The sequence below is a fragment of the Ancylobacter amanitiformis genome (assembly GCF_030814815.1).
Taxonomy (GTDB): domain Bacteria; phylum Pseudomonadota; class Alphaproteobacteria; order Rhizobiales; family Xanthobacteraceae; genus Ancylobacter; species Ancylobacter amanitiformis.
Map to the genome: position 1 here is coordinate 52,771 of NZ_JAUSVR010000016.1, position 26,200 is coordinate 78,970.

Sequence of the window (26,200 nt, forward strand, 5' to 3'; positions counted from 1 at the left end):
CGCCCCGGGAATAATCCGAGCCTGAAGGAAGCCCGCGCGGCGCGCAGCCGCACCGGCCTCCCGTGGCCTCACATGGCGGGCAGCTTCTTCTGCTGGTCTTCGAGGGCGGCGAGCTTGGCGTCGATCTCCTTGATCTTCGCGGCCTTCTCGTCAGCCGAGAGCTTGTCGTCGTTCTGCGCCTTGACCTTCGCCTTGAACAGTTCGAGCTGACGGATCGGGATCAGCTGGGCGTCGGAAGAGGCGAGGAAGGGGCCCCAGCCGTCCGAGGTCTTGGCCAGCACCGCGCGGGCATGCTCGATCTCTTCCGGGGTGCCGTTACGGCCATAGGTCATGAAGAACGTGTAGATCTTCGCCTTGAGGTCGGCCGGCAGATCCTTGCGCCACACGATCGGGTCGCCGGCGATCATCGGCGAACGCCACACTTCCTTGATCTTGGCCGCTTCCGCCGGGCGGGTCTGCTGCAGACGGGTCATGTTCTCGGTGTTGTTGGTGGCGAAATCCACCTGCTTATTGGCGACCGCGAGCAGGTTGCCTTCATGATTGCCGGATACCACGCGCTTGTAGCACTTCTGCGGGTCGACATTGTTCAGCGCGAACACGTAATAGCTGGGGACCAGGAAGCCCGAGGTCGAGTTCGGATCGCCGTTGCCGAAATTATAGCCCTTCGAGCAGTCGAGGATATCCTTGAGGCCATTGATGTCGCTGCGATCGACATTGGTGACGATCAGCGAATAATAGCCCGAGGAACCGTCCGGCTTGGCGGTCTTCACGAAGACTTCGCCGCCGGCGCGGTCCACCGCTTCCATGGCCGACTTGTTGCCGAACCACGCCACGTCGACCTTCTTGAAGCGCATGCCTTCGATCACGCCGGCATAGTCGCCGACGAAGAAGGGCTTCACGGGAATGCCGATGGCCTTCTCCATGTCCTTGAGCAGGGGCTCGAAGCTCTTGGCGAGATTGGCCGAGGACTCGGTGGAGATGAAGCCGAAGTTCAGCTCCTTGATGTCCTCGGCATGCGCCGGGGCGCTCGCGAGGGCGGCCAGCGCGAGGCCGGCGGCGATCAGGCTTTTCATGAAAATCGCTCCTGTCAGGATACGGTCTGGGATTGCGAGATGGCGACCGGCGGCGCCGGCACCACGAACTGGCTCGGCAGGATCAGCTCCTCGGCGCTGGCGCCGTAGAGCTCGGTCAGGAAAGCGGCGTTGATCTGCGAGGCCGGGCCGTCGAACACCACGCGCCCGGCATTCATCGCCACCACGCGGTCGAAATAGGCGGTGGCGTAATCGACCTGGTGCAGCGAGACGCACAGCGCGATGCCGTGGTCGCGGCTCATCGTCACCAGCGTATCCATCACCCGCTTGGCGGATTTCGGGTCCAGCGAGGCAATCGGCTCGTCGGCGAGCACCAGACGCGCGCCCTGCACCAGCGCACGGGCAATGGCCACGCGCTGCTGCTGCCCGCCGGAGAGTTCGCGGGCGCGCTTGGCGGCATGCTGGGCGATGCCGACCTCGGCGAGCGCGGCATAGGCGGTGCGGCGCTCGTCCTCGTTGAACAGGCCGAACGTGCCGCGCAGCGCGTTCATCCGCCCCAGCGCGCCAACCAGCACATTGGTCATGACAGAGAGGCGGCCGGAAAGCGCGAATTGCTGGAATACGAGGCCGATATTGCGCCGCGCGGCGCGCACATCGGCGGCGAGGCGTCCGCCTTCCTGCACCTTGATGCCGAATGCGTGCACGGCCCCGGTGCCGGCGCCCTGCGCATCCGCCAGTATCAGGCCGGAGGCGAGGCGGATGAGGGTGGATTTGCCCGAACCCGAGGCCCCGATCAGCGCCACCCGCTCCCCCTCCCGGATGGTCAGGGACACATTCTCGACGGCACGCATGGCGCCGTAGGTCTTGCTGACGCGGTCGAGTTGCAGCGCTGCCGCCATGGGTTTCCCTGCCGGGCCGTTGAAGACAGGCTTGGGGGTATCGGGGCGGGGTGACGCGTGGATGAAGGTTGCATTACGTTTCGATGACGCCCGCAAACGCGCCCGGCCCTTCGCTTCCGCCTGCAAGCGATAGATCGGACAGGTTTTTCACCCGCCGACCCGGTGTTCGCCCCGAGCGGTGGATGACCGCCCGGCGCCGCTCCCGGCGGCCGCATATTCCCTTACGTAATATACATGAAGCCGGCTTTTCTCCGGCCCGGCGAACCTGTGTTGATGTGCCTGCGTTGACTTGACCGCGCCCGCGCTCACAGATGAGTGAACGGGCGATCATCGGCAGTGCCGGCCGGTATCGCGCCCCACGGCCACGTCACGAGGAGAGCCCATGTATTACGCGATCGTCCTGCTCACCATGGTGGTTCTGCCCATTGCCAGCATCGCCGCCGAATTATCGACCACGACCGGCATTGCGAGCTTCGTGCTGGTGTCGATCAAATGGTTCGCCTTCTGGGCGGTGGGCGTGCGGCTGCTGCTGGCGGGACTGTCGCAGATCCTGCGGCCAGCCTTCACCGTGAAGGGAATACTGGGCATCGACGAACCGCGCGCCCATGTGCTCGCGCAGGAACTCGGCTTCGCCAACACCGCCATCGGCCTCGCCGGCCTGTTCTCGATGATGTTCGCCGGCTGGGTGGCGCCGATCGCTTTCACCGGCGGCATATTCCTCGGCCTCGCCGGCCTCAACCATCTGCGCCGGCCCGGCCGCAACCTGCGCGAGACCGTGGCCATGGTCACGGACCTCTGGGCCGCGTTCGTGCTGCTGCTCACCTTCGTGCTGAGCCTGTTCTAGGCCAGGACGCGCGTTTTCTGCGAAAGCCCTTGAAGAATGAATTCAACTTAAAGTAGCATTCGGCGTTCTTTGCACCGGAGATGCACGCCAATGCCCTTCGCCAAGCTGACACGCCCCGACGGATCGCCTGTCTATGTCCGTGTGGAGGATGTCATTTCCTTCGCCCCTGCCGTGCCGACCGCCAGTCCGCCGGGTTCGGCCACGCGCCTTCTGCTGCGCACCGGCACGCCGCAGGACGTGGCCGAGACGGTCGACAAGGTGCTGCTTGTGCTGCAGGCCGTGGCCCCGGCCGCTGCGCCGGCCCCGGCCCCCGCGCCGTAACGACCGCGGCTCCTCAGCGCGCCCGGAAGCCGACATAGCCGCCGTCCGCGTCGAACAGCACGTCATAGCCGTTCAGCAGGTGGAAGCCGGTATTGACGAAGGCCCGGTCGGGGGCGACGCGCAGGTGGATGGCGCCCGGCGTCAGCGGGCCGCCGTCGCCCACCGTGAAGCTGTAGAGCGGGAAGGCCGCCTCCCCCGTGCCGACCGAGACCGCCATCTGCGTGCCGGCGGGCAGCGTGCCGGCGGCCCCCTGCGCCTGCTCCGCCGGCAGGGTCGTGTACATCACCCCGACGCCGGTATCGACCAGCACCGAGCCGCAGGCCGGCGGGCTCGCGCCGTTGAGGGCGATGCAGGCCGGAACGGGCTGCCAGTCCGAGCCGTCCGGCTTGCGGGCGAGCTTGAGATAGCGGAACGGACCTTGCGTGTTCGCGCGCGTCAGGCCGACATGCACACCTTCGCGCGTGAGGATGTAGCCCTGCCGGCGCGGGCCGTCGCCACCGGCGATGTGCAGCAGCGGGTTCTTGTCCGGCGTGCTCTGGCTCTGCAGGTCCGCCTCGCGGGCAAAGCCGACACCCACCATGGCGATGTGGCGCGGGCTCGGATCGGGCGTGCAATCGCGCGCATGGTCGAGGCACTGCACGTCCGTCACCGCCAGCACCGGCAGCGGCTCGGTCGTCACGCTTGCCCCCTCGCGCCCCACCAGCGCCACCGGCGTCACCACCCACTGACCGACCATGACACGGCCGGAGCTGGAATAGGTGAGCTTGCCGGGCCCCTGCGACGGCAATTGGTCGAAGCCGGGTATGTAGGCCGCCGCCACCACGATGCCGGTGGAGCCGGAATCAAGATCGGCGCTCAGCGGCTCCGCTCCGCCGAAGGACAGGCCGATGCGCGGCACGCGGGCGAGCACGCCCGGCCCGGCATCGAGATAGCGCAGGAACAGCCCCTCGCGGTAGCGCGCGTAATCGGGCGCTTCCTGCGCGACCGCCGCCGAACTGGCCGAGACCAGAAGCGCCGCCAGCAGCCCCTTCCGCATCGCTCTCTCACATGTTCGGATAGTTCGGCCCGCCGCCGCCCTCGGGGGCGACCCAGGTGATGTTCTGGTTCGGATCCTTGATATCGCAGGTCTTGCAGTGCACGCAGTTCTGCGCGTTGATCACGAAGACCTCGTCGCCGTCCTTCTCGACCCACTCATAGACCCCGGCCGGGCAATAGCGGTTGGACGGGCCGGCATAGACGTCATGCTCGGACGCCTTCTGCAGGGCGAGGTTGGCCACCCGCAAATGGACCGGCTGGTCTTCCTCGTGATTGGTGTTGGACAGGAACACCGAGGAGAGCCGATCGAAGGACACCACGCCGTCGGGCTTGGGATAGTCGATCTTCTTCGACTGCGCGGCCGGTTTCAGCGAGGCGGAATCGGGCTTGCCGTGCCCCAGCGTGCCGAAGGGCGAGAAGCCGAGCAGCGTGTTCGCCCACATGTCCAGCCCGCCGAGGCCGATGCCGAGATAGGTGCCGAGCTTCGACCAGAGCGGCTTGACGTTGCGCACCGCGTGGAGATCGCGGCCGATCGCGGAGCCGCGCCACTTGGCCTCATACCCCTCCAGCACATCGTGCTGGCGCCCGGCCGCCAGCGCGGGGGCCAGTTCCTCGGCCGCCAGCATGCCGGAGAGCACCGCATTGTGGCTGCCCTTGATGCGCGGCACGTTGACGAAGCCGGCGGCGCAGCCGAGCAGCGCCCCGCCGGGAAAGACCAGCCTGGGCACCGACTGGTAGCCGCCCTCGGTGATGGCGCGCGCGCCATAGGCGATGCGCTTGCCGCCCTCCAGCGTCTCGCGCACCATCGGGTGCGTCTTGAAGCGCTGGAACTCCTCGAAGGGCGCGAGATAGGGGTTCGCGTAGTTCAGGTGGACCACGAAGCCCACCATCACCTGGTTGTCTTCCATGTGGTAGAGGAACGAGCCGCCGCCGGTCTTCGAATCCAGCGGCCAGCCGAAGGAATGCTGCACCAGCCCCGGGCGGTGCTGCGCGTCCGGCACGGTCCACAATTCCTTGAGCCCGAGGCCGAATTTCTGCGGCTCGCGCCCCTCGCTCAGGCCGAAGCGGGCGATCAGCTCCTTGGAAAGCTGGCCGCGCGCGCCCTCGGCGAACAGCGTGTATTTCGCGCGCAGTTCCATGCCGCGGGTGTAGCGGTCGGTCATCTCGCCATTGCGCCCGATGCCCATGTCGCCGGTGGCGATGCCGACCACCGCGCCAGCTTCGTCGAACAGCACCTCATTGGCGGCAAAGCCGGGGTAGATCTCCACGCCCAGCGCCTCGGCCCGGGTCGCCAGCCAGCGGGCGACATTGCCGAGGGAGCCGATGTAATTGCCGTGATTGTTCATCAGGGGCGGCATGAAGACATTGGGCAGGCGCACCCCGCCGGCGGGACCGAGCAGGTAGAAGCGGTCATCCGTGACCAGGGTCTTGAGCGGGGCGTCGGCATCCTCGCGCCAGTCCGGCAGCAGCCGATCGAGGCCGATGGGGTCGATCACCGCGCCGGACAGGATATGCGCGCCGACCTCCGAGCCCTTTTCCACCACGACGACCGACAGGTTCTCGTCCAGCTGCTTCAGCCGGATCGCCGCGCTGAGCCCCGAGGGACCCGCCCCGACGATCACCACGTCGAATTCCATGGCCTCGCGATCGGGCAACTCGTTCGCGTTCATGCTAACCCCTCCGGCACTGCGACGTGCTTATTGGATCATTTCCACGCTTGTTCCACGGCCCGCCGAACCTGACAACCGTCTCCGCGCCGGATAGGATCATCATTCCGACGGAAAGAAGGCCCGATGCCGCCGACACTTAGCGATCGCGATCTCATCGCCGAGCTGCTCGCCTTCCATGTGGAGGCGGGGGTCGATATCGCGCTGGGCGAAGAACCCGTGGATCGCTTCGCCGAAAGCGCGTCCGAGCGGGCCACGGCGCGGCGGCGCGGCCCCATGGCCGCAGACGATTCGGCCCCCGCCGCCGCGGCGCCCCGCGCCTCCGCGCCGGATGCACGCCCCGCCACCGCCCCAGCCTCCGCGCGCCCGGCCACCGCGCGTCCCGCCACCGCACGTGCGGCCCCGGCTGCCGTACCGCCCGCCGCCCCTCCCCCGCCCGACCAGGCCGCGCTGGAGGCGCGCGAGGCCGCGGCACATGCGCCCACGCTGGAAGCGTTGCGCCACTTGCTGGAGCGCTTCGAAGGCTGCCCGCTGAAGCATACCGCGACCCGCCTCGTCTTCGCCGATGGCAATCCCAAGGCCCGGCTCATGCTGGTGGGCGAGGCGCCGGGGCGCGAGGAGGATATCGAGGGCAAGCCCTTTGTCGGCCGCTCGGGCAAGCTGCTCGACCGCATGCTCGCCGCCATCGGCATTGACCGCGAGAGCGCCTACATCGCCAATGTCGTGCCCTGGCGCCCGCCGGGAAACCGCACGCCGACGCCGCAGGAAACCGCCATCTGCCTGCCCTTCATCCGCCGGCAGATCGAGCTTGCCGATCCCGATGTGCTGGTGTGCCTCGGCGGGCCCTCGGCGCAGACCCTGCTCGGCATCCGCGAGGGCATCACCAAGGCGCGCGGGCGCTGGATGGAGTATGACACCGGCACGCGCACCATTCCGGCCATGGCCACCTTCCATCCCGCCTACCTGCTGCGCACGCCGCTCGGCAAGCGCATGGCGTGGCGGGACCTGCTGGCGATCGAGAGCCGGCTCACGCAGCCGACGGCGCGAAGCTCCGGCTAAAGTCGCGGGCCGATCCGTCCCCCGCTCCGTCGAGAGCCGGGGAGACTTCAGCCTGTCATCATTTGAGACGTTCCATCCTGGAGGATCTCGGGCATACTCGGGTGCCCGTCACCTATCGTCAGCGGTGATGAGATGGGGGAGCCTGATGGAATTCGATCCTGAAATCCTGGCGCGAATCCAGTTCGCGTTCACCATCTCCTTTCACGTCATCTTTCCCGGGTTCACCATCGGTCTGGCCGCCTATATCGCCACACTGGAAGTGCTGTGGCTCGCCACGGGGCACGAGCGCTACCACCGCATCGCGCGGTTCTTCACCAAGATCTTCGCCGTGTCCTTCGGCATGGGCGTGGTGTCGGGCATCGTGCTCTCCTACCAGTTCGGCACCAACTGGAGCCCCTTCGCGCGCCTCGCCGGCAATGTGATCGGCCCGCTGATCGGCTACGAGGTGCTGACCGCCTTCTTCCTGGAGGCGACCTTCCTCGGCATCATGCTGTTCGGCTGGAACCGGGTGCCGCGCGGGCTGCACGTCTTCGCCTGCGTGATGGTGGCGGCGGGCACCTCGCTCTCGGCCTTCTGGATCCTCTCCGCCAATAGCTGGATGCAGACCCCGGCCGGCTACCAGATGATCGACGGCGTGGCGCACCCGGTGGACTGGCTCTCCATCATCTTCAACCCGAGCTTCCCCTTCCGTTTCGCGCATATGGTGACGGCCTGCTACCTCACCACCGCCTTCGTCGTGCTGGCGGTGGGCGCGCGCTATGTCTATGCCGGCCGCTATCATGAGGATGCGCGCACCATGATGCGCATGGCGATCGGGCTCATCGCCATCCTCGCGCCGGTGCAGGCCTTCATCGGCGACGCGCACGGCCAGAACACGCTGAAATACCAGCCGGAGAAGATCGCCGCGATCGAGGCGCACTGGGGCGAGACGGATGGCGTGACCGGCGGCGTGCCGCTGGTGCTGTTCGCCTGGCCGAACGAGACCACCGAGAGCAACGACTACCAGATCGCCATTCCCCATCTGGGCAGCCTCATCCTCACCCATAGCTGGGACGGCACGTTCAAGGGGCTGAAGGAATTCGCCCCGCAGGACCGCCCGCCGGTCGCCATTCCCTTCTTCGCCTTCCGAATCATGGTCGGCCTCGGGGTGCTGATGATCGCGATCGGCTGGCTCGGTGCCTATCTTCTGTGGCGCCGGCGCGTGTTCGAAACCGACTGGTATGTGCGCCCGCTGCAATATGTCTGGCCGATCGGCTTCGTCACCATCCTGTCGGGCTGGTTCGTCACCGAGGTCGGCCGGCAGCCCTGGGTGGTCTACAACGTGCTGCGCACGGCGGATGCCGTCTCGCCCGTCGCCGGCTGGGCGATGGCGACCACGCTGGCGCTGTTCGTGCTGGTCTACGCCATCGTGTTCTCCGGCGGCGTCTACTACATCAACCGGTTGATCAACAAAGGCCCCGAGGGCCCGGCCGTGGAACCGCCCACGGGCGTGCCGAACCGTCCGCTCGCCTCCGCGCACGAGGCGACCCGCGCCGCCATCAACGCTCCGGGGGAGTGAGACATGGATATCAGCCTCGGCATGGACTGGTACCTGCCCGTCATCTGGTCGCTGCTGCTGGCGGTGGCGATCGCCATGTATGTGATCCTCGACGGGTTCGATCTCGGCATCGGCATTCTCTTCCCCTTCGCGCGCAGCGAACTGGAAAAGGACCAGATGATGAACTCGGTCGCCCCGTTCTGGGATGGCAACGAGACCTGGCTGGTGCTGGGCGGGGGCGGGCTGCTGGTCGCCTTCCCGCTGGCCTATTCCATCGTCATGCCGGCGCTCTACCTGCCGGTCATCTTCATGCTGCTGGCGCTGGTGTTCCGCGGCGTGGCGTTCGAGTTCCGCCATGTCGCCGATGACAGCCGCTTCCTGTGGAACATCGCCTTCGCGGCGGGCTCGACGCTTGCCGCCTTCTTCCAGGGCGTGCTGCTCGGCGGCTTCGTGCAGGGCATCAAGGTCGAGAACAACGCCTTTGCCGGCGGCCCGCTGGACTGGGCGACGCCGTTCGCGGCGCTGTGCGGCGTGGCGGTGGTCGCGGGCTATGCGCTGATCGGCAGCGTGTGGCTGGTGATGAAGACCGACGGCGCGGCCGCCCGCCGCGCCCGCGCCCATGCCAAGCTGCTCCTGCCGGTGGTACTCGCCTTCATGGCCGTGGTCAGCCTGTGGACACCGATCGCCTTCCCCCGCATCGCCGAGCGCTGGTTCACCACGCCGAACCTGTTCTATCTCGCGCCCGTGCCGGTCGTGACGCTGCTCCTGGCCTGGTTCGTGCGGCGCTGGCTGGAAGAGGGCCACGAGAACCTGCCCTTCTTCGGCGTCATCGGCCTGTTTATCCTCGGCTATGTCGGAATCGGGATCTCGATCTTCCCCTACCTCATCCCGCCCAGCCTGACCGTGTGGGAAACCGCCGCCCCGCCCGCCAGCCAGGTCTTCATGCTGATCGGCACGGTCTTCATGCTACCGGTGATCCTCGGCTACATCGCCTTCGTGTACTGGCTGTTCCGCGGCAAGGTGCGCGAGGGAGAAGGGTATCATTGAGGAGGAGCAGGGAGGAACGTTCAGGATGCGCCAAATGTGGCATTCCGCTCTCCGCGGAGAACGGACATTCGATCCTCCCTGGAAATCCTCACTTCAGCGACAAAGCCAATCCGCTCAAATCCAGGCTGACGATTACGCCCGTTTGCTCGCCGCTTAGCTCCAAAATGGCACCGTTCTGGTTCGTCAGGATGACAGCTTGCGCGCCCTTTCCGACCGCGGCGCCGGCACCACCCTGGGCATAGACTCCAGAAACGTCAGACGGACGTTGGATATTTTTGACCGTTCCGTGAAATCGCGTCTCTGAAGCGCCGAAGGTGAAGCCATAGCTCAGCCCCCCGACCGAGAGCGGATATTTGCGGCCCTGAAATGTCAGAACGCCGTCTCCGGCCGATCCGCCGACCACGAACCCGGCCTTCACGATACGGATGCTGATTGAGCCGTCAGCCGCGCTCGCCATCGATACGGCGCCGACAAGCGTTGCCAATGCGAGGAGCCCGACCCTTAGTACGGAAAAGACTTTCATCGACGGTACCTTCCAAACGAGAGCGATGTGCCATGTTGCCCATTGTTCGACAACGCCGACTCTGGCGTTTCGTTGCTCGACAACAGCGAGACTGGATGCCTTTTCTCCTGCCAAGGTGATGTAGCGCGCACCTCCCACTCCGGCGGCTTGTCGGGGCATCTTAAGCCGGCATGCCGCGCACGCCAACCATGAGGGAGCGGACCTAGCCGACATCTGCGATGGCTCGACAGCCGGCCTTAACGCCAACAGCCCGTCTCATTCGTCATCCCCTCCCCCAGCCTCGCCCGCACCGGCGCGAAGCTCCTGCGGTGGTGCCGGCACACGCCCAGTGCGGCGAGCGCATTCTGATGCTCCGGCGTGCCGTACCCCATGTGGCGCTCGAAGCCGTAGCCGGGGTGGGCGAGGCCGAGGGAGGCCATCAGGCGGTCGCGGGTGACCTTGGCGACGATGGAGGCGGCGGCGATCGAGGCGACGCGGGCGTCGCCGCCGATGATGGTGCGCGCGGCGCAGGGCACGGGCGGCAGGTCGTTGCCATCCACCAGCAGCAGCTTGGGCGCGCGCGGCAGGCCGGCACAGGCGCGGGCCAGCGCCCACAGGGTGGCCTGGCGGATATTGTATCCGTCGATCCGCGCCGGCGGGGCGAAGGCCAGCGAGACCTCGGCGGTGGCACAGATGGCCTCGAACAGTGCCTCGCGCCGCGCGGCGCTCAGTTTCTTGGAATCATCCAGCCCCTCGGGCACGCGCGCGGGATCGAGCACCACGGCGCAGGCCACCACCGGGCCGGCCCAGGGGCCACGCCCCACCTCGTCGACTCCGGCCACCGGCACATCCCCCGCCGCCCAGGCCGCCCGCTCCACTGAAAAATCCGGCTTTTGCCGCGCCGTCACCATGCGTCACAGTCCTTACGCGCGCCCGGGATCACTGTACCCTTGAGTCGCGGCGCCACCATGCCGGCCCCGCCGAGCCGGCGCAACGGCCGCCGACCGGGTCGCACGCGACAGCGAGGGGTGAGGGATGAACTGGTCCGAGCATATTCAGGAATTCGTCACGCTGTGGGTCGTCGTCGACCCGCTCGGCACGCTGCCGGTGTTCCTGGCCGTCACGGCGGCGCTCAGCGCGCCCGACCGGCGCAAGGCGGCGCTGCTCTCGGTGATGATCTCCTTCGGCGTGCTGGTGTTCTTCGCCATGGCCGGCCACTGGCTGCTACAGGCCATGGACGTGTCGATCGAGTCCTTCCAGATCGCCGGCGGCATCGTGCTGTTCCTGTTCGCGCTCACCATGATTCACGGCTCCAGCCACACCGGTGCGAACGCGCCGGCGGAGACCAATCTCGTCGACATCGCGATCTATCCGCTGGCCATCCCCTCCATTGCCAGCCCCGGCGCCATGCTGGCGGCCGTGGTGCTGACCGACGATTCCCGCTTCGACTTCCAGGACCGGGTCATCACCCTCGTCATCTTCGCCCTCGTGCTGCTGGTAACGCTGGCAATCATGCTCACCGCCGCGCCGGTCGCCCGGCTGATCGGCCGCGGCGGCGCCTCGGTTATCAGCCGGGTGATGGGCATGATCCTGGCGGCGCTGGCGGTCGATCTCATCCTCAGCGCCGCCGCGCGCTGGCTGCATCTGCCGGCGATCTGATCCGCCGGGGCGATCCACACCGCGTCAGGTCTCGACCGGCGGCGGCGCGCCCAGATGCCGGGCGAGAAACGCGCCGGTGCGCTCCCATGCCAGCGCCGCCGCCGGCGGATCATAGCGGGCGGGGCTGGTATCGTTGTTGAAGGCATGCTGCGCGCCCTCATAGACGTGCACGGTATAATCCTTGCCGGCCGCCTTCAGCGCGGCCTCATAGGCGGCGATGCCTTCATTGATGCGGGTGTCCAGCCCGGCATAATGCAGCAGCAGCGCCGCCCGGATGGCGTCGACACGATCGAGCGGGGGCTGCATGCCGTAATAGGCGACGCCCGCCTTCAGTTCCGGGCTGGCCTCGGCCAGAAGATTCACCATGCCCCCGCCCCAGCAGAAGCCGATGGCGCCGACCGCGCCGGTCGAGGCGGGATACGCGGCGAGGAAGGCGACCGCATCGACGAGCCGCGCCACGGTGGCGGGGCGGTCGAGCGCGGCGATGGCGTCGCGCGCCTTGTCCTCATCCTCCGGCGTGCCGCCATCGGGCGAGAGAAGATCGATGCCGAAAGCGAGATAGCCTTCCAGCGCGAGCCGGCGCGTCACATCCTTGATATGCGGATTGAGCCCGCGATTCTCGTGGATGACGATCACCGCCGGGCGCCGTGCATCGACCCGCCGTGCCCGCGCGAGATAGCCGCTCACGCTCGCCCCGCCCGAGGGATAACGGACGGTGGAAATGTCGAGGCGCGGATCGTCCGGCTCGACGATGGCGGCGCGGGCATAATCATTGGCCAGCAGGGGCAACAGCGTCGCGGCCGCGGCGACGGAGCCGGCAAGCGTGGCCAGCCTTTCCATGAACTCACGGCGTCCGACATGGCCGTGGGTGAACCGGTCGTAGAGATCGATGATGCGTTGATCCATGGAGTGCCTCCCGTTGCGGGCCACAGGATGGGCCGGATCGGGCGCGGGCGCATATCAGGAATCGGGGAGCGGTATCGCGCGGCGGCACCGCCCGGCGGCGGGGACTTTCAACGCGAAAAGGGCGCAGCTCGCGCCACGCCCTTTCGTGTTCTTTCGAGGATGACGTCCTCAGACGTCCATGCCGCCACTCACGGCGGGCCCGCCCGGCTTGAGTCCCGAGAAACCGCAGGGGCGAATGGACGTCCTCAGAAGTCCATGCCGCCCATGCCGCCGCCCGGCATGGCGGGGGCCGCCGCGGGGGGCTTCGGCAGGTCGGCGACCATGGCTTCGGTGGTGATCAGCAGGCCGGCGATCGAGGCCGCGTCCTGCAGGGCGGTGCGCACGACCTTGGCCGGATCGACGATGCCAGAGGCGATCATGTCGACGAACTGTTCGGTCTGGGCGTTGAAGCCGAAGTTCTGGTCCTTCGATTCCTGCACCTTGCCGACCACGATCGAACCTTCGACGCCCGAGTTCTCGGCGATCTGGCGGATGGGCGCCTCGAGCGCCTTCAGCACGATCTTGATGCCGGCCTGGATGTCGGGATTGTCGTTGGACAGCTTCTCGACCGCCCTCTTGGCACGCAGCAGCGCAATGCCGCCGCCGGGGACGATGCCCTCTTCCACCGCCGCGCGGGTGGCGTTGAGCGCGTCGTCGATGCGATCCTTCTTTTCCTTCACCTCGACTTCGGTCGCGCCGCCGACGCGGATCACCGCGACGCCGCCCGCGAGCTTGGCCAGACGCTCCTGCAGCTTCTCACGGTCGTAGTCCGAGGTGGTTTCCTCGATCTGCGACTTGATCTGCGCAACGCGGCCCTCGATGTCCTTCTTCTTGCCGACGCCGTCGACAATCGTGGTCTTTTCCTTCTCGATCACGACCTTCTTGGCGCGGCCGAGCATGGCGAGGCTGACGCTTTCCAGCTTGATGCCGAGCTCTTCGGAAATGACCTGGCCACCGGTGAGGATCGCGATGTCCTCCAGCATGGCCTTGCGGCGATCACCGAAGCCCGGTGCCTTGACGGCCGCAACCTTGAGGCCGCCGCGCAGCTTGTTGACGACGAGCGTGGCCAGAGCCTCGCCCTCGACGTCCTCGGCGATGATGATGAGCGGCTTGCCCGACTGCACCACGGCTTCGAGAACCGGCAGAATGGCCTGCAGACCCGAGAGCTTCTTGTCGAAAATGAGCAGGTAGGGATCTTCGAGATCCACCGTCATCTTCTCGGGGTTGGTGACGAAATAGGGCGAGAGATAGCCGCGGTCGAACTGCATGCCCTCGACCACGTCAAGCTCGGTCTCGGCGGTCTTGGCTTCCTCGACGGTGATGACACCCTCGTTGCCGACCTTCTGCATCGCGCCGGCGATCATCTCGCCGATGGACGCGTCGCCATTGGCGGAAATCGTGCCGACCTGCGCGACTTCGTCGGTGTTCTTCACCTTCTTGGCGCGCTTCTCGATATCCTTGATCGCCTCGGTGGTGGCGAGGTCGATGCCGCGCTTGAGGTCCATCGGGTTCATGCCGGCGGCAACCGCCTTGACACCCTCGCGGACGATCGCCTGGGCGAGCACGGTGGCGGTGGTGGTGCCGTCGCCGGCGAGGTCATTGGTCTTCGAGGCCACTTCGCGCACCATCTGCGCGCCCATGTTCTCGAACTTGTCTTCGAGCTCGATCTCCTTGGCGACGGTGACGCCGTCCTTGGTGATGCGGGGAGCGCCGAAGCTCTTGTCGATCACGACGTTGCGGCCCTTGGGACCGAGCGTGACCTTGACGGCATTGGCGAGAATGTCGACGCCGCGCAGCATCTTGTCGCGCGCGTCGCTCCCGAATTTTACGTCCTTGGCAGCCATGAGGCTCACTCCTGGATTGGATTGCGTGCGGCCCGCCGCCAGACGGGGCGGGCCGGATCGTCAGGGCAGAGGACCGGGAGAACCGGCCCCGGCCGGCCTCAGCCGACGATACCCAGGACGTCGGATTCCTTCATGATCAGCAGGTCCTGACCGTCGATCTTGACCTCGGTGCCGGACCACTTGCCGAACAGCACCTTGTCGCCCGCCTTTACGTCGAGCGGAACAAGCTTGCCGGCCTCGTCGCGCGCGCCGGGACCGGCGGCGACGACTTCGCCCTGCGAGGGCTTTTCCTTGGCGCTATCGGGGATGATGATGCCGCCCGCGGTCTTCTCTTCCGCGTCAAGACGCTTCACCACGATACGATCGTGCAGGGGACGAAACTTAAGCTTGGCCATTTATGGCTCCTCGGGTCTTCCGGTCGCGCGCCAGCATGGCGCAGGGGAACTCGTTCCGGCCTTATCCTAGCACTCTTCCACGGAGAGTGCCAAAGGCGCTGCGGAGATAGGCAGCCCGGATTCCGGAGTCAAGAACCGTGGGCGCGAGAAAAAGCCCCGTGCGGGAACGAAAAAACCCGGCCTGCGTACAGGCCGGGTTCTTCCACATGGGAAAAATGTCGGGAGCAAGACGGCCCGACTTCCAGACATCCGGAAGCCAGACCGCAAAGCGGGTTCCCATCGCCAAGGCGGGGCTCAAGCCGGCCTCTGGGCCAGCCGCGCCGGGCTCAGGAGGCCTTCTTCATGCTCTTCTCGACCGACGCCTTGATCGGCTCGGCGGTTTCGGTGGCGACCTTCTGGGCCAGCGCCGAAAGCTCCTTGGTCTGAGCGGAGAGCACGTCGAACTGCTTGCGCACGTGGCCGGTCGAAATCTCGACAGCCTCCGAAACGCTCTTGGCAGAGAACAGCGCGCCGACATAGTCGAACGCCGCGTTCACATTGGTGCGAAGCGACTCGAGAGCCACGGCGTTGTATTCGGCGACACCCTTGGAGGCGGTCGTATAGGTATCTTCGAGCACGTCGGTGGTCTCTTCGGCGCTGGTCTTCATCTTCTCATAGGCATCGCGCGCGCTCTGCACGCTCTTCTCGGCCATTTCGCGGACCACGGCCGGCACTTCCAGCGCCGTGAGATCCATCTTCGGCATCGCCGACTCGAAAGCAGCGGTGGCCGCCTTGGCAGCCTTCTTCGGGGTCGGCGTAACGGTGGCGTCAACCATGATTTTCTCCTCGGGTCGCGGGTCAGAACAAGAAGGCACCAGCAGCATCCGCGCCTGTGCGGCCGTGCTTCGACTTGGCAGACGCGGCTTCAAGGGAGCCCTTCCAAGTCCGATACGCTCTAATTGTGCACTGCAATATCATATTGCAATGCACAATAAAACCCTCGCGCCGCATTTTTTGCGATGTTGGGGGACGACGCTGCCCGCCTCCCGAGGAACGGGGCGAACCGGCCGGAGGGGCGCCGGTCAGACCTTCTTGGTATCGCTGCCCGGCGCCGGCTTCGCGGCAAACGGCGCCGCCTGACCGCCCAGCGCCTTGGCCTGCTCGGCCAGACGCGTCGCCTGGTCCTTGACATAATCGGCGTTCAGCCGCGCCCAATCGTCCACGGTCGTGGCCTTGGCCAGCCGGGCCGCGAACTCGAAGCCGGCGGCGATATTGTCCTCGGCAAATCTCAACGCCGTGCGGCGCAGATCACGGCCCTGGTCCTGCGCGGCATCCACCTGCCGGCCCGCATCGTCCAGCGCCTTGTGCGCGGCGTTCATGAAACCATCCATCGCCGCGCGCGCCTGACCGACGCCTTGCTCGGCGATGGCACGCAGCTCCGGGGGGACTTCGATTTTCGCATCATTCGCCATGGGGACCTCCACTGCAGGTACGCGGCTTGATCGTATCGGCCCGCCGCAGCCAATCTATTGGCGCTGATGCCTACGACAAAAGTAGTATAGCAGATCCGCGATACAAGCGGAAAACGGTCAGCGCCCGACCAAAGGTTGCCGATGATTAACCGGGATCGGTCGCATCCGGTTAACCGGAAACCGCGAAGCCCGTGTGACGCAGGGCCAGCATCGTGGCGCAGAGGCTCGGGCCGCATTATGGTTGTGGGAGTGAACATGCGGTCCCGTGTGCCCTGTGGCTGCAGGAGCGAACCGCGACATTTGTCGGATTGTCATGAGCGTACCGACGGACGGGGATCAATCGGCAGCCGCGACACGCGCGGAAGAGGCGCTGCGGGCTCTGGCCGCGGCGCCCCTCGGCGCGGCCGTGCCGGCGCTGCTGGTCCGGGTCGACGGGTCGCTGCTCGCCGCCAATGCGGCCGGCCGGGCCCTGTTCGCCGGCGCGCCGATTGCCGATGCCTTCGTCACCGCCACCGCCCGCCTCGCCCAGACCCTGCGCCCCGATCGCCCGCCGCGGCTGGAGCGGGTGCGCCTGCCCGGCCGGCTGACCCCGGCCACCTTTGCCTGCTCGCTGCTGGCAAGCGCCGGCACCCGGGCGCTGCTCATGGTGAGCGCGGAGACACCGTCCGTGGCGGCCCCTGCCCCGCCCCCCGCCCCCGCGTCAGACGAGATGACCGCGCGCGCGGCCGCCGCGGGCCGGACCTCCCCGGTGCCGGCGTCACCGGAAACCAGCCCGTCGCCGCTGCGCTTCACCTGGCGGACCGACCTTCGGGCACGGCTGACCCATGTCGACCCGCGCCTCGCCCACGCGCTCAATCTCACCGCCGAGGCGATCGCCGGCCGCGACTGGCACAGCCTCGGCGCCAGCACGGCCCATCGCGCCGTGAGCGAGGGCCGCAGCTTCACCCACCTGCCGGTGCTGCTGCCGACCGCGCGTGGCGAGATGCTGGACGTCGAACTCGGCGGCGCGCCCATCCGCGGCGAGGGCATGCGCGGCTTCGGAATCGTGCGCAACCGCCAGCCGGAGCCGGCCGGTCGGGTGTCGTCCGCGCGCACCGCGCCGCAGAGCGGGGCGCCCGGGAATGCGGCGCCCGGGAATGCGACTCCGCAGAACGCGATGCCGATCCCTCCCGAGGCCCCGCGCGTGACGGCCCGCATGCCCACGCCGCCGAGCGTCGTTTCCCCGGCCGCCTCCGCTCCGACGGCGCCCGTGATCGAGCCGCCCGTGATCGAGCCGCCCGCGTGGGAACCGCCACCGGTGGAGCCGCCCGCATCCGGCTCCCCCGCCTCCGATATCTCCGGGGCCGAACCTCACGGCACCCAGCCTCCCACTACCGAGGCCTTCTCGGGCGACTTTGCGTCCTCCGTGCGGGTGACGCTGAGCATCGTGCCGACGGCCCCCAATGTCGTGCCGCTGCGCGCGGGCGTGGATTCGGCGCCGGCCCGCGAGAGCGCCCGCTCGTCCTGGGAAGGGCTGTCGAGCGGGGAACTCAATGCCTTCCGCGAGATCGCCCGCGCCCTCGGCGCCCGGCTGGAAGGCCTGGACGACGCCCATGAGACGGGCAGCGGCCCGCGAACGGCCGAGCATCGCGCCCCGAATCCCGCCGCGCCCGACCCCGCGGCGTTCGAGCCGGCCGCCGTCGAGCCGGCCACTCCCGCCGTCAACATTCCCGCCGCTCCCGCCTCGCCGGCCGCCGTGCCGACCCTCATCGAGCCGGCATCGCCCGCGCGGGCCGCGCCGCCGGAGCCGGATGGGCTGCGCCGCGCGCTTGCCGAGGGCGAGCGCCCCGTGCTCGATCGGCTGCCCGTGGGCCTCGTCGCCTTCCGCGACGACCGGCTGCTCTATGTCAACCGCGCCCTGCTGGATTGGACCGGCCATGTCGGGTTGGAGGCGATCGAGGCGGCCGGCGGGCTCGCCACCCTGTTCGGCACGCCGCATGCCAGCGATGGCACCGACGGGCGCGCCCTCACCCTGCTCACCGCCACCGGCCTGCCGCTCGCGGTCGAGGCGCGGCTGCTTTCCACCCCGTGGGAGGGCGGCCCGGCCATGCTCTATGTACTGCGCCGTGCCGAGCCGGCCGATGACGAGCGCCTCCGGCAGGCGGAACTCGCCCTGCGCGAGGCCGAGGGCGCCGCCCGCGAACTGCGCGCCATCCTCGACACCGCGACCGACGGCGTGGTGCTGATCGACGCCAAGGGCGTGGTTCTCAGCATGAACCACCCGGCCGAAGCGCTGTTCGGCTTCGCCGCGCGGGAGGTGAAGGGCGAGAACTTCACGCTGCTCTTCGCCCCCGAGAGCCAGCGCGGCGCGGTGGACTATCTCGACGGGCTCGCCTCGAACGGCGTCGCCAGCGTGCTGAATGACGGGCGCGAGGTGATCGGCCGGGTGCGTGAGGGCGGGCTCATCCCGCTCTTCATGACCATCGGCCGGGTGGGTGAGGACGCCTCGAAATTCTGCGCCGTGCTGCGCGACATCACGCAGTGGAAGCGCGCCGAGGAGGAACTCACCGAGGCCAAGCGCCTCGCCGAGCGCGCCAACCTCGCCAAATCCGACTTCCTCGCCAAGATCAGCCACGAGATCCGCACGCCGCTCAACGCCATTATCGGCTTTTCCGAAGTGATGATGGAGGAGCGCTTCGGGCCGATCGAGAACCAGCGCTACCGCGACTATCTCCGCGACATCCATGCCTCGGGCGGGCACCTCGTTTCGCTGATCAACGACCTTCTCGACCTCTCCAAGATCGAGGCCGGGAAGCTCGACCTGTCCTTTACCAGCGTGCCGCTCAACGAAATCGTGCAGCAATGCATGGGCATCATGCAGCCGCAGGCCAACCGCGAGCGGATCATCATCCGCTCCTCGCTCGCCTCGGACCTGCCGCCCGTGGTGGCGGATGCGCGCTCGATCCGGCAGATCGTGCTCAACCTCGTGTCGAATTCGATCAAGTTCACCCGGCCTGGCGGGCAGGTCATCCTGTCCACCGCCCTGACCGACGCGGGCGAGGTGGTGATGCGGGTGCGCGATACCGGCATCGGCATGTCGGAGGCGGATATTTCCGTGGCGATGGAACCGTTCCGTCAGCTCGCCACCTCCGGCAGCGCCGGCTCCGGCGGCACCGGCCTCGGCCTGCCGCTCACCAAGGCACTGGCCGAAGCCAACCGTGCCAGCTTCAACATCCGCAGCGCGGTCGATGTCGGCACCATCGTCGAGATCACCTTCCCCTCGACACGGGTGCTCGCGGAGTAAGTGTTTCCAAGGGTTTGTTGATTATCAAGGAGTTCCGGCCGTCACTCTGGTCCAGTGAGGCGGTCCAATGTGGATGGCGTACCCTCCCCCGAAGCAAGACCCGAAGTCCGGTCGCTGGCGTTTCCGCAAGGTTGTTCCCGAGCGCCTGCGGGAGCGGATGGGCAAGGGCGAGGTTGTCGAGTGGCTCGGAACCGATCCGGTCCACGCGCGCCGCCGTAACGCCGAACTACACGCCCAACTCGAAGCCAAATTCGCCGAACTGACCTCCGGCCTTGTCACCCTGACGCGCAAGCAGGCGCTCGCCCTCGCCGGCCGCTGGTATCAGTGGTTCATCGCGCGCTTCGAGGATGACCCCGGCAACGATCCGGAGGGGTGGGTGCTCCGGCTGGAGGCCTTCCACAATCTGGAGGCGACCGGCGGCGTCCTTGATGAGCGCGACCTGAGCGACCTCCCACACAAGCGGGGGCCGAAGATTGCCGCCCGTGTGCGTGCCCATTTGCACGACAACGGCTTTCTGTCCGAGTTCTTCCTCAACGAGGGCGTGACTCTCGCCCCGGAGTCTCTGCCCCTGTTCATGGAGGCCATGGAAGAAGAATATGAGGCCGCCCATCTCCGCCTCAGCCAGCTGGCGCGCGGCGACTATCGCGAAGACGCGCGCCCCAAGCGGTTCCCGGCATGGGAGACGCCAGCAGCGCCGCTATCGGCTCCGGCGTCCCCCGCGCGCCCGGCCGATGCGGTCACTCTTCAGCAATTGTTCGAGCGCTGGAAGGCCGCAAACCCGGACTTGAAGCCCGGCACGCTGAAGGTCTATGCGCCCGCAATTGCCGCGTGCGACGCCTTTCTCGAAGCCAAGGACGTGCGCAACATCACGTCCGATGACCTGTGGCGCTGGGCTGAACATCGCCTGAAGGTCGAAGGGCTTTCGCCCAAGTCCGTCCGGGACAATCACATCTCCGCCGTGAAGTCGGTCATGGGCTGGGCAATGAGCTATGAGGGCGGGCGCTTCCTTACATCGAACCCTGCTGCCGATGTGACCATCAAGGTGCCCAAGCGGGTTCGGGAACGGCAGCCGAATTTCCGTCCCGATGAAATCAAGGCCGTGCTCTCCGCCGCTCTTGCCGTCCCGGACGATCCGGAGAACCCCACACGGGCCTTCACCCGCCGCTGGGTGCCGTGGCTATGCGCGTACACGGGTGCCCGCGTGCAGGAGATAACGCAGCTTCGCGGTGCGGACGTCCGGCAGGAAGACGGCATTTGGGTGCTCGACATCACGCCCGAGGCCGGCACCGTGAAGACCGGTCAATCGCGCCGCGCCTTCCTGCACCAACACCTGATCGATATCGGCTTTCTCGACTTCGTGCGGTCGCGTGGTCCCGGCCCGCTGTTCTTCGACCCCGAGCGCCGTGAGAAAGCCGACGCCAAGACCCCGCAGGCTGAACTCAGTGCCAAACATCTGGCGGACTGGGTGCGGAAGGAGGCGAAGCTGGACCCCCGCGTCAAACCCAACCACGCGTGGCGCCACACGCTCAAGACCCGATTGACCGAGGCGGGTGTCGAGCCCTCGATCCGCGATATCCTCGTGGGTCACACGGTCGGCGGCGTCGCTCGCAGCTATGAGCACGCCAGCGCGGCTTTCCTGGCCGATCAGTTGAACCGGGTGCCGCGCTACGATGTCTGATCGGCTCCGCTTACGCACCAGCCCGCCCGAGGCACCGAACTCATTGAAAACAGAGGTCCGCCGAAGCCGAGCCGTTGACAGAGACCGTCCAATTTGAACGCCTATGGCTCAAGAACCACTGCAAATGCTAAATTCCTAGAAATGCCCCGCGTCTTCGGCGGTGGTGTCCGGCCCGTCCCAATGGGTGCTCAGTTCATCCTCTGCGGCGTGCTGCTGCCGGAAGCTGGCCAGCGTGCTCTCCAGCAATTCCAGCATTTCCTGCCGCGCGTAATAGTCTTCGGCGTCGATGAAGGCGGTGTTGAGCTTCGAGAGGCTGGCGCGAAATGCCCTCATCTCCTGCTGCGGCTCCGGGCTCTTCTCGACCAAGCCACCGGGGCCAACGAACTCCTCCGCGCCGCCCATTTTGAGGGCTGTCTTGCGGAAGTCGGTCCACATCCACTTGTGCACGGTCGCCTTGCTCACGCCGATGTCGGCGGCAATCTCGGCATAGGACTTGAGGGCGCCCGTCAGGTCCCGGCCATCCTTTGAATAGCCGCCCCGCAGAACGTGCTGGCGCGTCTGGACGTAGGTCTTGAACATCCGCCGCAGCTCGACACGCTTCAGCTGGCGGCCATGCCGGGCGTTGGCCTTGGCGGCCAGCCAGCGGCCTTCGGAACGGGAGACCGCGACCGCAATCGCGTCCACCGCCTCCTGCTTGATCTGCTCCAGCGCCTCGAAACGGTGGTGCCCGTCGATGATCACCGGCATTGGCGCATCGTCGCAGAAGGCCAGCACGATGGGGTCGACCTTGGTGCCCGATCGATAGGCGCCGATCAGCCGGCGCACATTGGCGCTGTCCAATCCCGTCCGCACCTGAAACGCCGGGTCGCGCCGGATGTCCTCCAGCTTCACCGTGGCAGGTTCCGTGGGCTTGCCCTTTGCGGCAGCGGCCTTCTTGCGAAGCTGGTCGATGTTCATCGTCTTCACGTCAAATCCTCCAGCGCGTCGCGGAAGGCACTGCGCTTGGCCTCTTCCGCGTCCCTGTCCTTGCGCTCCAGCGCCGCCAGTCGCACACCCACCACGCCAAGCGTCTCCACCAGCCAGTGCGCGAGGATGGAGGCCACGGTGGGGGGAAGGTCGCGATAGACGCGTTTCATGCGGCCGCTCGCATGGTCGTACCAAATTCCCGCGTTGACCTCCGCGAGGCCCCGCACGCGCCGCACCAGCTGGGTGTTGAATGCCGCATCGGAGCGGAAGCGCCGGGGCTCCGCGTCGCGCATCAGGTAGAGCGCCGCCACCGTCTCCACCACCTCCCGCGCCGTGACATCGGCAAGCCGGCCGGCCTCGCGCGCCGCCCGCAGTTCATCCCGGATCACGGTGCCGCCGCCCTCATAGCGGGCGATGATCGTGCCGGCATGGTCCATCACGGCGGTCCAGCGGGCTTCGCATTGCGCCCATAGCGGGCTCGCCGCGTTCTTGGCGATGCGGGTGCGCACGCGGGCGACATAGGGCGCCAGCGCGGCCCGGCTGATAGCCGCCTGAGCGATGTCGCCGTGCCGCCGCAGGCGGGACTTGTGCGTGGTGCAGTAGTGCCCGAAGCGGGTCGCCTCAGCGCCGCATCCGGGGGCGCGGCAGGGTGCCATGGCGAAGCCCGTGAAATCTGCGTCCGTCCCCGGACAGACAGGCGCGCATTAAATCACGCCGGCCGGCGGAGCAAGTTACCGGCGCCCGCCATCCACCGCGTCATGCCACCGCGTCATGCCACGCGGCGGAACATGAAGCCGATGCCGTCCCGGCTGCTGGCGAAGCCCATGCGCACCAGCGAGGCCAGCGTGGCGCGCACCTGCGGCTCGACCCGCTTGCCCTGCCGGAAGCCGGCCGCGATGGAAGCCGCGTCCAGCGGGGCGGAGGCATTCGCGAGCGCGGACATGATGGCGGCGGTGCGCTCCACCTCGTTGGCGGGAAAGAGCGGCTTCTGCTCCTTCTCCGCCGCGACCACCAGCGTCATGGTGTCCTGCGTCTCGGCGGCCTCGACCTCGCGGGTGATGCCCGCCCGCGCCTTCTGGTAATCCGGCCGCAGCCAGCGGATGAGGCCGCGCGCCTCCTCCTTGGCCCGCTCCTTGTTGAGCGCCACGAGGCGGGCGATGATGTCTTCGTCGGACAGGTTTTCCGGCCAGCCATAGGCGCGGAACACCAGCGCATCGAGCTTGTCGTGCAGCTCTCTGAGGATCAGCACCAGCCCCTCGTCGCGGATGCGGATGTCGTCCGCGTCCAGCGTTGCACCGGCCCGCAGTTTTTCCAGCACATTGTACATCTGGGTGAGGGTGAGACGCGGATGCTCCGCCTGCCGGGCCTTGCGGAAGGCATCCAGTTCCTCGGCAACGGCGCGGATGTCGGCTTTCAGAGGCTCGGAGACGTCCGGGAAGGGGAAGGGGTCGAAGACGCGAGACTTCGAGTAGCGGGGATCATTCCCGATGCCGAGCCACCCGCCAGCCCTCAATGACCAAACGACATGTGGCCGTGACGACAAAACGCCGAGGACAAAGGCATCCTCGCTGGCAATGCACACGAGCATGTTGTCTGGGACGATTTCCCTTGGGAGGAACTGGAACACTCGGTGCTTCGAGGTCTCAACCGTCGCAACGTAGCGGTGTAACCCCCTCATTGCCGCTCGCAGCTCTTGTCGTGGCTTCCCAAACACCCACCAGCGCTTAGCGTATTCAATGGCATCGGGCGTGTTCGAGCGCCGGCACTGCTCATCTCGTGCGGCACGGACCGTCAACAGGCGCTGATATACCTCTGGGTAATCCCGGCGCACTTTCTCTTCTTCCAACCCAAACAGGTCGATGACAAGGACACCGCGCGCCCGCGCCGCAAGGTCACGGCCATTCCGATACGGCCGCACAAACGCCTCCAGACCCTCGCGCTTACCCAAACCCATAGCTTCGGCTTCGGCCGGGCTGATGATGAAGCCGGAACCATGCAGTTTCACGCCGGGGGACGAAATGAAGTCATTGGCTCGGAGAGTCACCGCACCTGTCACATCGGCTCCCACCGTCAGATCAGGATTGATGTCGCCTTTGCGGTCGGCATACTCGATTGTGGGCGTATCGCTCTCCAGCCCCTCCTCCCGCACCACCTCCCGCAGCACGCCCTCGTGCTTGCCAGCCGCCGCCACGGTCATGGCGATGCGCACCGCTGCCGCGTCGCGCGTCACCTTGGTCCACGGATGATCCGGTATCGCCATCAGCAGCGAAATCGGCTTCTTCGCCTTCATCCGCGCCGCCATGACACGGCGGGAGAATTCCTGCGTAATGGAATTGGTGGTCACGAAGCCGAAGCGCCGCAGCTTCGTGCCGCGCCGGGTCAGCAGGTCGGCCGCGCGGTCCCACCAGTACATCACGAAGTCGGCGCTCTCATTCATGTGCGGGTGCGCCGCCCAGAGCGCCTTGGCATAGCCATCGCCCAGCCGGCCGCGCACATCCTTGCCGCCGATGAAGGGCGGGTTGCCGACGATGTATTCCGCCTCCGGCCATACCGGCAGGCGCGGGTTGCGGAAGGTGAGCACCGGCACGCGGTGGCCCTCGGCATCCGTCTGCATCACCGGCTGCCCGGCCTCGTCCAGCACCGGCTCCGCGCCATCGGTCACCAGCACCGCGTCCATGGCCGTGATGGTCTTGAAGTCGCGCAGAATGGGCTCGGTCGGCTGCCCGCCCTGCGTGCGGAAGAACCATTGCAGGAAGCCGATCCACACCACCAGCTCGGCAATGGCCGCCGCATGGGCGTTCAGCTCCAGCCCGAGAAACTGGTGCGGGTCGATGGTGTGGCGGTCCAGTCCCAGCGCCTCCTGGCCTCCGAGGTCCGCCACCGCCTCCAGCACCTCGCCCTCCAGCCGCTTCATCAGCTCCAGCGACACGTAGAGGAAGTTGCCGGTGCCGCAGGCGGGGTCCAGCACCCGCGTCTGACACAGCCGGGCGTGGAATTTCGAAACCTCCTCCAGCGCCCCGCCGGCATTGCCCTCGCTGCTCAGGCGCTCCGCCGTGGCGCGCACATGGTCCCATTCGGCCCGCAGGGGCTCGATGATGGTGGCGACGACCAGCCGCTCGACATAGGCGCGCGGGGTGTAGTGCGCGCCAAGCTTGCGGCGCTCTATGGAGTCCAGCGCCTGCTCCAGCAGCGTGCCGAAAATGGCCGGCTCGACCTCCTTCCAGTTCGACTTGGCCGCCTCGAACAGCTCGCCGATTTCCTCACGCGGCAGCGGCAGCACGGCGCGGTCCTTGAACAGGTAGCCGTTGAAGCGCTTCACCTTGGCCTCGATGGCATAGGCGAAATCACCCTTGTCCATCGCCTCCCACAGCTGCCCCACCAGCGCGGGAAACAGCTCCGGCTTGGCGCGGCAACGCTCCAGAAGGCCCTTGAAGCTCTCCTTCGGGATAAGCTCCACATCCTCCGCGAACATCGTGAACAGGCAGCGCATGAGGAAGGCGGCGATGGCCTCGCGCGAATAGAGCGGCCTGCCGTCCGCGCCTTTCTGCTCCTCCAGAAACTTCGACACCTTGGCGAGCCGGGTGGCGATGTCCCGCGTCACCTTCGCCGCGCGCTTGGTGGGGTCGAGGCTGTGCGGCTCGGTCCAGATCCGGCGAAGGCGCTCGCGCACCTCTTCCGAGCGCAGATCATGCAGGAAGATGCGAAAGCCCTGCCGGTCCGGGAACTGGGCATAGTTCTTCCCCTGCCCCGAGAAATCCGCATAGAGCTCGAAGCAGTTGCCAACATCGCAGACGATGAGGAACGGGGGCCAGCCTTCGGCCGGCGGCAGCGCCTTGGCATAATCCTCCGCCTGACGGCGGGCATTCATCATCAGTACGTCCCAGCGGCGGCTCTCACGCGCGCCTTGAGGGGGGGGGGGGGGGGGGGGGGGGAAAAAATTTTAAAAAAAAAAAATTATTATTAATTTGGGGCCGTTGCGCCCCCCCCCCCGCCCGCGGCGGGGGGGCCCCCCCCCCCCACCCCCCCCCGGGGTGGGG

At 67.2% G+C, this 26,200-nt stretch carries 22 protein-coding genes; 8 read left to right on the top strand and 14 right to left on the bottom strand.

Annotated elements, in window-relative coordinates:
- Positions 1-68: 68 nt before the first annotated feature.
- Entirely contained in the window at positions 69-1,073 is a 1,005-nt protein-coding gene (gene phnD, locus QOZ99_RS18385; protein WP_306891453.1) for a phosphonate ABC transporter substrate-binding protein, read from the bottom strand.
- Positions 1,074-1,087: 14 nt separating this feature from the next.
- On the bottom strand, positions 1,088-1,930 hold the full coding sequence (gene phnC, locus QOZ99_RS18390; RefSeq protein WP_306891454.1) for a phosphonate ABC transporter ATP-binding protein: 843 nt from the start codon (positions 1,928-1,930) through the stop codon (positions 1,088-1,090).
- A 382-nt stretch (positions 1,931-2,312) separates the two neighbouring features.
- On the opposite strand from phnC, the gene QOZ99_RS18395 reads away from it, so the two are divergent.
- Both QOZ99_RS18395 and QOZ99_RS18400 read left to right on the top strand, forming a co-directional pair.
- A complete protein-coding gene (locus tag QOZ99_RS18395) occupies positions 2,313-2,774 on the top strand; it encodes a hypothetical protein (RefSeq protein ID WP_306891455.1) in 462 nt (153 codons plus the stop codon).
- Positions 2,775-2,864: 90 nt separating this feature from the next.
- Positions 2,865-3,095 carry a hypothetical protein gene (locus QOZ99_RS18400; protein ID WP_306891456.1) on the top strand — a complete coding sequence of 77 codons (231 nt, stop codon included), beginning with the start codon at positions 2,865-2,867 and terminating at the stop codon, positions 3,093-3,095.
- Positions 3,096-3,108: 13 nt separating this feature from the next.
- Here the strand turns inward: QOZ99_RS18400 and QOZ99_RS18405 are convergent, their stop codons facing one another.
- Positions 3,109-4,131, bottom strand: coding sequence for a hypothetical protein (locus tag QOZ99_RS18405; RefSeq protein WP_306891457.1), 1,023 nt, complete (start codon positions 4,129-4,131; stop codon positions 3,109-3,111).
- A gap of 7 nt (positions 4,132-4,138) precedes the next feature.
- On the bottom strand, positions 4,139-5,800 hold the full coding sequence (locus QOZ99_RS18410; RefSeq protein WP_306891458.1) for an electron transfer flavoprotein-ubiquinone oxidoreductase: 1,662 nt from the start codon (positions 5,798-5,800) through the stop codon (positions 4,139-4,141).
- A gap of 123 nt (positions 5,801-5,923) precedes the next feature.
- Between QOZ99_RS18410 and QOZ99_RS18415 the strand changes: the two genes are divergently transcribed.
- The 3 genes from QOZ99_RS18415 to cydB all read left to right on the top strand — a co-directional run bounded on the left by QOZ99_RS18415 (position 5,924) and on the right by cydB (position 9,440).
- Entirely contained in the window at positions 5,924-6,856 is a 933-nt protein-coding gene (locus tag QOZ99_RS18415) for a uracil-DNA glycosylase (RefSeq protein ID WP_306891459.1), read from the top strand.
- A 145-nt stretch (positions 6,857-7,001) separates the two neighbouring features.
- Positions 7,002-8,414, top strand: a complete 1,413-nt coding sequence (locus QOZ99_RS18420; protein WP_306891460.1) for a cytochrome ubiquinol oxidase subunit I — start codon at positions 7,002-7,004, stop codon at positions 8,412-8,414.
- A gap of 3 nt (positions 8,415-8,417) precedes the next feature.
- Positions 8,418-9,440 carry a cytochrome d ubiquinol oxidase subunit II gene (gene cydB, locus QOZ99_RS18425; protein ID WP_306891461.1) on the top strand — a complete coding sequence of 341 codons (1,023 nt, stop codon included), beginning with the start codon at positions 8,418-8,420 and terminating at the stop codon, positions 9,438-9,440.
- 88 nt (positions 9,441-9,528) lie between these two features.
- On the opposite strand, the gene QOZ99_RS18430 is transcribed toward cydB, so the two are convergent.
- Both QOZ99_RS18430 and rnhB read right to left on the bottom strand, forming a co-directional pair.
- Positions 9,529-9,963, bottom strand: coding sequence for a lipid-binding SYLF domain-containing protein (locus QOZ99_RS18430; protein ID WP_306891462.1), 435 nt, complete (start codon positions 9,961-9,963; stop codon positions 9,529-9,531).
- A gap of 236 nt (positions 9,964-10,199) precedes the next feature.
- Positions 10,200-10,853 (bottom strand): ribonuclease HII, encoded by a 654-nt coding sequence (gene rnhB, locus QOZ99_RS18435; RefSeq protein WP_306891463.1) that lies wholly within the window; start codon positions 10,851-10,853, stop codon positions 10,200-10,202.
- Positions 10,854-10,977: 124 nt separating this feature from the next.
- On the opposite strand from rnhB, the gene QOZ99_RS18440 reads away from it, so the two are divergent.
- Positions 10,978-11,601 carry a MarC family protein gene (locus QOZ99_RS18440; protein WP_306891464.1) on the top strand — a complete coding sequence of 208 codons (624 nt, stop codon included), beginning with the start codon at positions 10,978-10,980 and terminating at the stop codon, positions 11,599-11,601.
- 24 nt (positions 11,602-11,625) lie between these two features.
- Here QOZ99_RS18440 and QOZ99_RS18445 read toward each other — a convergent pair whose 3' ends face one another.
- From QOZ99_RS18445 to QOZ99_RS18465, 5 genes are all read right to left on the bottom strand, one after another.
- Complete coding sequence (locus QOZ99_RS18445; RefSeq protein WP_306891465.1) at positions 11,626-12,507, bottom strand: dienelactone hydrolase family protein; 882 nt, start codon at positions 12,505-12,507, stop codon at positions 11,626-11,628.
- Between the two features lie 245 nt (positions 12,508-12,752).
- Positions 12,753-14,390 (bottom strand): chaperonin GroEL, encoded by a 1,638-nt coding sequence (gene groL, locus QOZ99_RS18450; protein ID WP_306891466.1) that lies wholly within the window; start codon positions 14,388-14,390, stop codon positions 12,753-12,755.
- Positions 14,391-14,488: 98 nt separating this feature from the next.
- Positions 14,489-14,785: a co-chaperone GroES gene (gene groES / locus QOZ99_RS18455; protein WP_183187916.1), complete on the bottom strand. Its 297-nt coding sequence runs from the start codon at positions 14,783-14,785 to the stop codon at positions 14,489-14,491.
- Between the two features lie 326 nt (positions 14,786-15,111).
- Positions 15,112-15,600, bottom strand: a complete 489-nt coding sequence (locus QOZ99_RS18460) for a phasin (RefSeq protein ID WP_306891467.1) — start codon at positions 15,598-15,600, stop codon at positions 15,112-15,114.
- A 246-nt stretch (positions 15,601-15,846) separates the two neighbouring features.
- The gene (locus tag QOZ99_RS18465; RefSeq protein WP_306891468.1) at positions 15,847-16,236 is read right to left on the bottom strand and encodes a phasin family protein; all 390 of its coding nucleotides are present in this window, start codon (positions 16,234-16,236) and stop codon (positions 15,847-15,849) included.
- Positions 16,237-16,549: 313 nt separating this feature from the next.
- Here QOZ99_RS18465 and QOZ99_RS18470 point away from each other — a divergent pair, with 313 nt between their 5' ends.
- Together QOZ99_RS18470 and QOZ99_RS18475 are read left to right on the top strand one after the other, a co-directional pair.
- Positions 16,550-19,519 (top strand): ATP-binding protein, encoded by a 2,970-nt coding sequence (locus QOZ99_RS18470; RefSeq protein ID WP_306891469.1) that lies wholly within the window; start codon positions 16,550-16,552, stop codon positions 19,517-19,519.
- Between the two features lie 73 nt (positions 19,520-19,592).
- Positions 19,593-21,197 (top strand): site-specific integrase, encoded by a 1,605-nt coding sequence (locus QOZ99_RS18475; RefSeq protein ID WP_306891470.1) that lies wholly within the window; start codon positions 19,593-19,595, stop codon positions 21,195-21,197.
- A 135-nt stretch (positions 21,198-21,332) separates the two neighbouring features.
- Here QOZ99_RS18475 and QOZ99_RS18480 read toward each other — a convergent pair whose 3' ends face one another.
- The 3 genes from QOZ99_RS18480 to QOZ99_RS18490 form a co-directional block, all read right to left on the bottom strand.
- Positions 21,333-22,154 carry a ParB N-terminal domain-containing protein gene (locus tag QOZ99_RS18480; protein WP_484477011.1) on the bottom strand — a complete coding sequence of 274 codons (822 nt, stop codon included), beginning with the start codon at positions 22,152-22,154 and terminating at the stop codon, positions 21,333-21,335.
- A gap of 5 nt (positions 22,155-22,159) precedes the next feature.
- On the bottom strand, positions 22,160-22,819 hold the full coding sequence (locus tag QOZ99_RS18485) for a hypothetical protein (RefSeq protein ID WP_306891471.1): 660 nt from the start codon (positions 22,817-22,819) through the stop codon (positions 22,160-22,162).
- Positions 22,820-22,932: 113 nt separating this feature from the next.
- Complete coding sequence (locus tag QOZ99_RS18490) at positions 22,933-26,034, bottom strand: class I SAM-dependent DNA methyltransferase (protein ID WP_306891472.1); 3,102 nt, start codon at positions 26,032-26,034, stop codon at positions 22,933-22,935.
- Between the last annotated feature and the right edge of the window lie 166 nt (positions 26,035-26,200).